The organism is Rhizobacter sp. P3_B12, from assembly GCF_056402895.1.
This window is the reverse complement of record NZ_JBFUGN010000240.1, coordinates 1-7,343: the sequence shown is the minus strand read 5'-3', so window position 1 is coordinate 7,343 and position 7,343 is coordinate 1. Positions and strand designations below refer to the sequence as shown.

Below are 7,343 nucleotides of genomic sequence, written 5' to 3'. Positions count from 1 at the left end.
GAACGGGAAGGCGCGTTCGAGCCCGCGGCGGAACGGCTGGATGCCGGCCAGGCGCTGCTCCAGCGCGCGCGCCCGCGCCGCGTCGACGGCCATGCCGCGGTCTTCCAGCAGCGCCAGTGCAGCGCGCTCGCCGGCCCATTCGGCGGCATCGGCACCGAGGATGCCGGCGCCATCGCCGGCCAGGTACACGCCGGCCACGCTGCTGCGGCCTGCCGCATCGCGCAGCGGCAGGTGCGCGCGCTGCACCGCGTCGAACGCGAAGCCGCAGCCGAGCAGGTCGGCGAGCTGGGTCTCCGGGCGCAGCGCATGGCCCATGCCGACCGCGTCGCACTCGATCGTGCGGGCCCGGCCGCGGTGCTCGAACTGCAGCGCCTCGACGCGCTCGCCGCCGATGATCTTCAGCGGCCGTGCACCGCGCAGGATCGGCACGCGGTGCGCGTGCAGCCAGGCCACGTACCAGGCGCCCTTCATCAGCGTGGCCGGCTGCGTCAGCATCAGCGGCAGCGCGGCGACCTGGTCGGCCAGCCGCGCGCTGTCGAGCACCGCCGCCACGCGCGCACCGGCCTTCGCATACTGGTACGCGACGAGGTACAGCAGCGGCCCGCTGCCCATCAGCACGACGCGCCCGCCGATCGCGCAGCCCTGGAACTTCAGCGCCACCTGCGCGCCGCCCAGCGTGAAGGCGCCCGGCAGCGTCCAGCCGGGCACCGGCAGCACGCGGTCGGTGGCGCCGGTGGCAACGATCAGGCCCTGGTACGGCACGCGCTCGATGCGGCCGCGGTGCAGCACGTCGAGCGCGCCGCCCTGCGCGTTCCACACCAGGCTGTCGGGCCGGTGGTCGATGCGGTCTGCGAGGCCATCGGCCGCGGCATGCAAGGCGGTGGCGCGCGCCGCCTCGGTGCCGTACAGCGCAGCGGCCGTGCGGCGGAAATGCGCGGGCGGGCGCCGGTAGATCTGCCCGCCGGCACGCGGCGCCTCGTCGATCAGCACCGGGCGCAGTCCGTGCGCGACCAGCGCCTGCGCGGCGCGCACGCCGGCCGGGCCGGCACCGACGATCACGGGTGATGTCATGCGCTCTCCCCGTCGCTCAGCAAGACCATGCCCGGCGCGATGAAGGTGGCGCAGGCGCGCAGCCGCTCGCCGTCGGCGGTCGCGATCCAGCAGTCCTGGCATGCGCCCATCAGGCAGAAGCCCGCGCGCGGCGCGTGGCTGAACTCGTTGCGGCGCAGGCGGTCGTGCTGCGCCAGCACGGCCGTCAGCACCGTGTCGCCCGCAAGCGCCGTGACGGGTTCACCGTCGAGCGTGAAGGCCACGCTCGCACGGTCGGTCTCGGCCAGGCGCACCAGCAGCGGTCGGCGCGTGCTCATCAGCGGCGCCCCACCAGCACGCGATCGAGCCCGTAGACGCGATCGAGCAGCACCATCGCGAAGGCCGTCACGCCGACCATCAACGCCGACACCGCGGCCATCAGCGGGTCGATCGATTCGGTCGCATACATGTACATGCGCACCGGCAGCGTCACCGTGCTCGGCGAGGTCACGAAGATCGACATCGTCACCTCGTCGAAGCTGTTGATGAAGGCCAGCATCCAGCCACCGGTGACGCCCGGCAGGATCATCGGCAGCGTGATGCGCCGGAAGACGGTGAAGCGGCCGGCCCCGAGCGACGCCGCCGCCTGCTCGGCACTGCGGTCGAAGCCGACCAGCGCCGCCACCACCAGCCGCAGCGTGTACGGCGTGACGATCAGCGCATGCGCGAACACCAGGAAGCCGAAGCTGCCGGTGCCGCCGACCAGCGCGAACAGCCGCAGCAGCGCGACGCCCAGCACCAGGTGCGGAATGATCAGCGGCGACAGGAACAGGCCGTTCAGGAACTCGCGCCCGGCGAACTGGTGGCGCGTGATCGCGAGCCCCGCCGGCACCGCCAGCAGCGTGGCGAGCGTGGCCGAGCCGAGCGCGAGCCACAGGCTGTTCCAGAACGACTGCATGAAATCCGGGTGCTCGAACACCGCGTGGAACCAGCGCAGCGAGAAGCTCGTGGTCGGCAGCGTCAGCGTGTTCTCGGGCGTGAAGGCGACCAGGCAGACGACGACCAGCGGCGCCAGCATGAAGGCGATGACGAGCGCGTTGAACGCGAGTGCGAGCGGGCCGTTGCGGTTCATCGGGGGCGGTCCGTCGGATCAGCCGAGCGCACGGCGGTAGCGGCCTTCGATCAGCCGGTTCCAGCCCAGCATCACCGCGAGGTTGGCGGCCAGCAGCGTCAGCGCGATCGCGGCGCCGAGCGGCCAGTTCAGCTCGTGCAGGTACTCGTCGTAGACCACCGTCGCGACCATCTTGAGCCGGCGCCCGCCGAGCAGGCCGGGGATCGCGAACGAGCTGGCCGCGAGGCCGAACACGATCAGGCTGCCCGACAGGATGCCCGGCATCACCTGCGGCAGCACGATGCGGCGCAGCGTGGTGAACGGCGAGGCCTTCAGCGACAGCGCGGCGTTCTCGATGCCGGGGTCGAGCTTCTGCAGCGAGGTCCACACGGGGATCACCATGAACGGCAGCATCACGTGCACCAGCGCGATGACGACCGCCGTCTCGGTGTAGAGCAGCTTGAAGGGCCCGAGGCCGAGCGCGCCCAGCGCCGCGTTGACCAGCCCTTCGGGGCCGAGCAGCATGCTCCAGCCGAAGGCCCGCACCACCACCGAGACCAGCAGCGGCGCCAGCACCACCAGCAGCATCACCGAGCGCCACGGGTTGCGCATGCGGCTGAGCACGTAGGCCTCGGGCGCACCGACCAGCACGCAGATCAGCGCCACCAGCGCGGCGATGCGGAAGGTGCGCCAGAAGATGCCGTGGTAGTACGGATCGCCGAACACCATCGCGTAGTGCGCCAGCGTGAACTCGCCGGCACGCGCGCCGGTGGCCGGGTCGTAGACGTTGAACGACAGCACCGCGGTGAGCGCGAGCGGCACCAGCAGCAAGCCGGTGAAGAGCAGCGCCGCCGGGCCGCCGAGCCACCAGGGGGCGAGCTTCACGCGGCCGCCTCTGCAGGAGACTCGCCCGGCAGCAGCCGGCTGCCGTGCACCGGCCAGTCGATGCCGGTGCGCTGCCCGGCCTCGAGCGCCGCGCGGCCGTCGTTCGGGCACAGCACCGCGAGCGCGCCGACCGCGGTGTCGACGCGGTACAGCCACTGGCTGCCGAGGAAGAAGCGCTCGGCGATCTCGCCGTCGAGCCGGCCGCTGCCCGGCGCGACGAACTGCAGCTTCTCGGGCCGCACGCTCAGCAGCACCGCGGCACCGGGGCGGAAGCCGGTCTCGTCGACCACCACGCGAAGGCTGCCGACCTGCACCGCGCCTTCGCCGTTGACGCGGCCTTCCAGCAGGTTGGCCTTGCCGACGAAGGTCGAGATGAAGCGGGTGCGCGGGTGTTCGTAGAGGCGCTGCGGCCGGTCGACCTGCGTCGCGCGGCCCTGCTCCATCACGACGACGCGATCGCTGATCGACATCGCCTCGCCCTGGTCGTGCGTGACCATCACCGTGGTGGTGCCGACCTGGCGCTGGATGCGGCGCAGCTCGAACTGCATCTCCTCGCGCAGTTGCGCGTCGAGGTTGGACAGCGGCTCGTCGAGCAGCAGCACCGGCGGCTCGATCACCAGCGCGCGGGCGAGTGCGACGCGCTGGCGCTGCCCGCCGGAGAGCTCGCGCGGGTACTTGCCGGCATGCGCTTCCAGGTGCACCAGCGCGAGCGCACCGCGCACGCGCTCCAGCCGCTCGGCGCGTGGCATGCGGCGCATCTCGAGGCCGAAGGCCACGTTGGCGGCGACCGTCATGTGCGGGAACAGCGCATAGGTCTGGAACACGATGCCCAGGCCGCGGGTGTTGGCCTTGGCGTGCGTGATGTCGCGGCCGTCGAGCTCGATGCGGCCACGCGTCACCGGCTCGAAGCCGGCCACCATCTGCAGCGTGGTCGTCTTGCCGCAGCCCGAGGGCCCGAGCAGCGAGACGAACTCGCCTTTCTCGACCGACAGGTTCATGTCGGCGACCGCGCAGGTGTCGCCGTAGAACTTGGTCACGCCAGTCAACTGCAGGAAAGACATCGGGGTCCTCGCTTGCCAGATCCAGGAGAAGAGTCTTTCAGAAACTCTTTCGATAAATTGCAAGTTGCGGGCCATCTTGACCCGAGAATTCCAATCAATCAAATACTCCATTTCCCTATTTCGTTTGATGGAATACTTAGGGCATCCGTGACCCACGGGATTCCACAGGATCGAGCATGAGCGAAGACAGCCCGTCGACCGCCGCCGCCAGCCGGCTGTTTGCCGTGATCCGTGCGCTGGCGCAGGTGCACGCCGATGGGGGGCGCGTCACGCAGATTGCCCGCAGCGTGGGCCTGACGCAGGCCACCACGCACCGGCTGCTGCAGTCGCTGGTGACCGAGGGCATCGTCGAGCAGGACGCGCGCAGCAAGCTGTATCGGCTGGGCATCGAGTTCTTCGCGCTGGCAGCCTCGGCCGGCAACCCGGCCGACCTGCGCACGCTGTGCCGGCCGGCGCTGCTGCGGCTGTGCGCGAGCCTGGGCGACAGCATCTTCCTGCTCGCGCGCAGCGGCTTCGATGCGGTGTGCCTGGACCGCAGCGAGGGGCCGTTCCCGATCCGCTCGTTCACCGGCGACGTTGGCGGGCGCGTCGCGCTGGGCGTGGGGCAAGGGGCGCTGGCGATCCTCGCGTTCCTGCCGGAGGCCGAGCGCGAGGAGGTGATCCGCTTCAACCTGTCGCGGGTGCGCGAGTACGGCGTGTACGACGAGGTCTACCTGCGCACCGAGATCGACCGCGTGCGGCAGACGGGCTACGCAGGCCGCAACACCGGGCTGCTGGAGGGCATGGCAGGCGTCGCGGTGCCGGTGCTCGACCGCGAGGGGCGTGCGGTGGCGGCGTTGTCAGTGGGCACGATCTCGGACCGGCTCAACGCGGACCGGATGCCGACGGTGGTGGAACTGCTGAAGCGCGAGGCGGCCGCAATCGGCCCGCAGATCCACCCGTTCGATCCGAGCCTGCGGCGGCCGGCGCAGAGCCTGGCATCGCGCTGATCCGGAAGCGGCTTGTCGGACGGCACTCCGTCGGATACACGGGCCGCTACCAATTGGGGGTTGCCGCCGATGGCGCCGCCTCTTCCAATGGGGGATCTCCGGAAGTGGATCCGGCAGGGAGAACAGATGAAGATGTCGTGGATCATCGCCTCGGCGTGCGCGCTGGGCGTGTGCGGCGTGGCACAGGCAGGAACGGGGTCGACGCCGGGTTCGGAACCCGGCTCCGCATCGGCGACCTTCACGCTCGGCACGCCGAGCGGGCTCGACACCGGTGAGGCGGGGCACTGGCTGGCGGACAACGGTTTCCAGGCGTCGATCGTGACGTCGCACAAGGTACCGGAGGCGGGCGACCCGCGCTCGCTGAACCTGAAGTCGCGCCTGCTCGATGCATCGGCGCGCGAGGGCACGCCATTCGGCGACGCGGCGATCGAACTGCCGAAGCAATCCGGCGAGACGCTGGCGGCGCAGGCCTCGATCTCGCACGGCAGCGTGTCGGCCGGCTGGCATGCCGATCGCCAGGACGACGAGGCGAGTGCGACGGTCAACTGGCAGCGGCCCTTCGTGCTGAACCCGTTCGCGTCGGTCACCTTCTCGGGCATCGCGATGCTGACGAACGCGGTGGCCTCGACGCCGCTGCCGCGCTTCACCGAAGACACCAGCCGGCCCGACATGTACGTGCACCAGGCGGCGCTGATCTTCCGCGACGAGGCCTTCGGGACCAACGGCGTGAACCTGATCGCGAACATCTTCAACGAGAACCCGACGACGCCCGGCGCCAGCGCGCAGCAGCGGCTGCCGAGCTTCGACGATTTCACCTACAGCGCCGACCCGCTCGGCAACCTCTCGCTGACGGTGCACAACCACTCGGGCCAGGTGCTGTTCGGCAGCTTCGAGCTGTTCGCGTACAGCTGGAACAACACCGCGCCGGTGCCGGAGCCGGCGACGTGGGCGTTGATGGTGCTGGGGTTGTTGGGGCTGGGGACGGCGGCAAAGAAACACCGTTCGCCCTGAGCCTGTCGAAGGGTCGGACTGAGCTTGTCGAAGGCCCTGCACGCTTCGGACATTGCCCTTCGACGGACGGGCCCTCGACAGGCTCGGTCCCTGCTCAGGGCGAACGGGTACGGCGCTCGGCAGGCGCCTCACGATCTCGCTCGGCTAGCCCTTCTCTTTCGCCGGCCTGTACCCCAGCCGCTGCATCGCCCGCCCCAGCAGCTGCTTCGTCGTCCAGTAGTCCTTCCACGGATCCTCGCGCTCGAACGACAGGTGCTCGCGTGCCGTCCTGACCGTCCACTGGTCGCCGCCCTTCAGCTCGTCCAGCGCCTCCCACGGCACCGGCATCGAGACGCCCAGCCCCGGCCGTGCCCGCGCCGAGAACGCGGCCACCGTCGTCGCGTTGTGGCCGTTGCGCAGGTAGTCGACGAAGATCCTGCCGACGCGGTTCTTCGGCCCGCTCTTCGCGACGAAGCGCTCCGGCACCACGCTCGCCATGTGCTGCACGATCGCCTGCGAGAAGCCCTTCACCGCATCCCAGCCATGCTGCGGCTTCAGCGGCACCACCACGTGCAGGCCCTTGCCGCCGCTGGTCTTCAGCCAGCTCTCGAGCCCCAGCGCCTGCAGCAATGAGCGCACCAGCGCCGCCGCCTCGCGCACCTGCGCCCATTCGACGCCCTCGCCGGGGTCCAGGTCGAACACCATGCGGTCGGGCTGGTCGATGCGGCGTGCCAGCGCATTCCAGGTGTGGAACTCGATCACGTTCATCTGCGCCGCGCCGGCCAGCGCGGCCGCAGTCGGCACCTCGAGCAGCGGCTCGTGTTCCGGCCACAGCGCCGGGTCGAGCTCACGCATCTCGGGAAAGCGCATCTTGCCGGCGTGCTTCTGGAAGAAGGTCTCGCCGCCCACGCCCTCCGGCGCACGCATCAGCGCGCACGGCCGTCCCTTCAGGTGCGGCAGCATCCGCTCGGCCACGCTCTCGTAGTAGCGCACCAGGTCGAGCTTCGTGATGCCGCTGCGCTTGTCGATCACGCGCTCCGGGTGCGTCACCTTCATTGCCATCGCTGCCTCCGCCTTCTTCACCGGCACCGCACGCTCGCGCGTGATCCGCTTCGCCGGCTTGTCGGCACGCAGGCCTTCGAACGACGCATGCCGGATCTGCCCGTCGGGCGTCCACTCGCCGAAACTCACCTCGGCCATCAGCGTCGGCTTGACCCAGCGGCGCTCGCCCTCGGCCCCGCGCGGCCCGCGCCCCGGCTTCGGTGCGGTGTCGAACGG

The 7,343-nt window shown here is 70.7% G+C and carries 8 protein-coding genes; 2 read left to right on the top strand and 6 right to left on the bottom strand.

Annotated elements, in window-relative coordinates; genetic code table 11:
- From AC1D01_RS14655 to AC1D01_RS14635, 5 genes are all read right to left on the bottom strand, one after another.
- The coding region (locus tag AC1D01_RS14655) for an FAD-dependent oxidoreductase (RefSeq protein ID WP_477867398.1) at positions 1 to 1,071 on the bottom strand (1,071 nt) is incomplete at its 3' end.
- Positions 1,068 to 1,367 (bottom strand): (2Fe-2S)-binding protein, encoded by a 300-nt coding sequence (locus AC1D01_RS14650; protein WP_477867396.1) that lies wholly within the window; start codon positions 1,365 to 1,367, stop codon positions 1,068 to 1,070. The genes AC1D01_RS14655 and AC1D01_RS14650, both read right to left, overlap by 4 nt.
- On the bottom strand, positions 1,367 to 2,161 hold the full coding sequence (locus AC1D01_RS14645) for an ABC transporter permease (protein WP_047502665.1): 795 nt from the start codon (positions 2,159 to 2,161) through the stop codon (positions 1,367 to 1,369). Before AC1D01_RS14645 ends, AC1D01_RS14650 begins: the two co-directional genes overlap by 1 nt.
- An 18-nt stretch (positions 2,162 to 2,179) precedes the next feature.
- Positions 2,180 to 3,025: an ABC transporter permease gene (locus tag AC1D01_RS14640; RefSeq protein WP_477867394.1), complete on the bottom strand. Its 846-nt coding sequence runs from the start codon at positions 3,023 to 3,025 to the stop codon at positions 2,180 to 2,182.
- Entirely contained in the window at positions 3,022 to 4,086 is a 1,065-nt protein-coding gene (locus AC1D01_RS14635; RefSeq protein ID WP_477867392.1) for an ABC transporter ATP-binding protein, read from the bottom strand. Before AC1D01_RS14635 ends, AC1D01_RS14640 begins: the two co-directional genes overlap by 4 nt.
- A gap of 176 nt (positions 4,087 to 4,262) precedes the next feature.
- Here AC1D01_RS14635 and AC1D01_RS14630 point away from each other — a divergent pair, with 176 nt between their 5' ends.
- Entirely contained in the window at positions 4,263 to 5,075 is an 813-nt protein-coding gene (locus tag AC1D01_RS14630) for an IclR family transcriptional regulator (protein WP_477867390.1), read from the top strand.
- 126 nt (positions 5,076 to 5,201) lie between these two features.
- On the top strand, positions 5,202 to 6,086 hold the full coding sequence (locus AC1D01_RS14625; protein ID WP_477867388.1) for a PEP-CTERM sorting domain-containing protein: 885 nt from the start codon (positions 5,202 to 5,204) through the stop codon (positions 6,084 to 6,086).
- Between the two features lie 144 nt (positions 6,087 to 6,230).
- Here the strand turns inward: AC1D01_RS14625 and ligD are convergent.
- The coding region (gene ligD, locus AC1D01_RS14620) for a DNA ligase D (RefSeq protein ID WP_477867386.1) at positions 6,231 to 7,343 on the bottom strand (1,113 nt) is incomplete at its 5' end.

Bases quoted from the DNA above. Each gene is read 5' to 3' on its own strand.
- AC1D01_RS14630 (WP_477867390.1), top strand. From the start codon at position 4,263: ATGAGCGAAGACAGCCCGTCGACCGCCGCCGCCAGCCGGCTGTTTGCC.
- AC1D01_RS14650 (WP_477867396.1), bottom strand. From the start codon at position 1,367: ATGAGCACGCGCCGACCGCTGCTGGTGCGCCTGGCCGAGACCGACCGT.
- AC1D01_RS14625 (WP_477867388.1), top strand. From the start codon at position 5,202: ATGAAGATGTCGTGGATCATCGCCTCGGCGTGCGCGCTGGGCGTGTGC.
- AC1D01_RS14645 (WP_047502665.1), bottom strand. From the start codon at position 2,161: ATGAACCGCAACGGCCCGCTCGCACTCGCGTTCAACGCGCTCGTCATC.
- AC1D01_RS14635 (WP_477867392.1), bottom strand. From the start codon at position 4,086: ATGTCTTTCCTGCAGTTGACTGGCGTGACCAAGTTCTACGGCGACACC.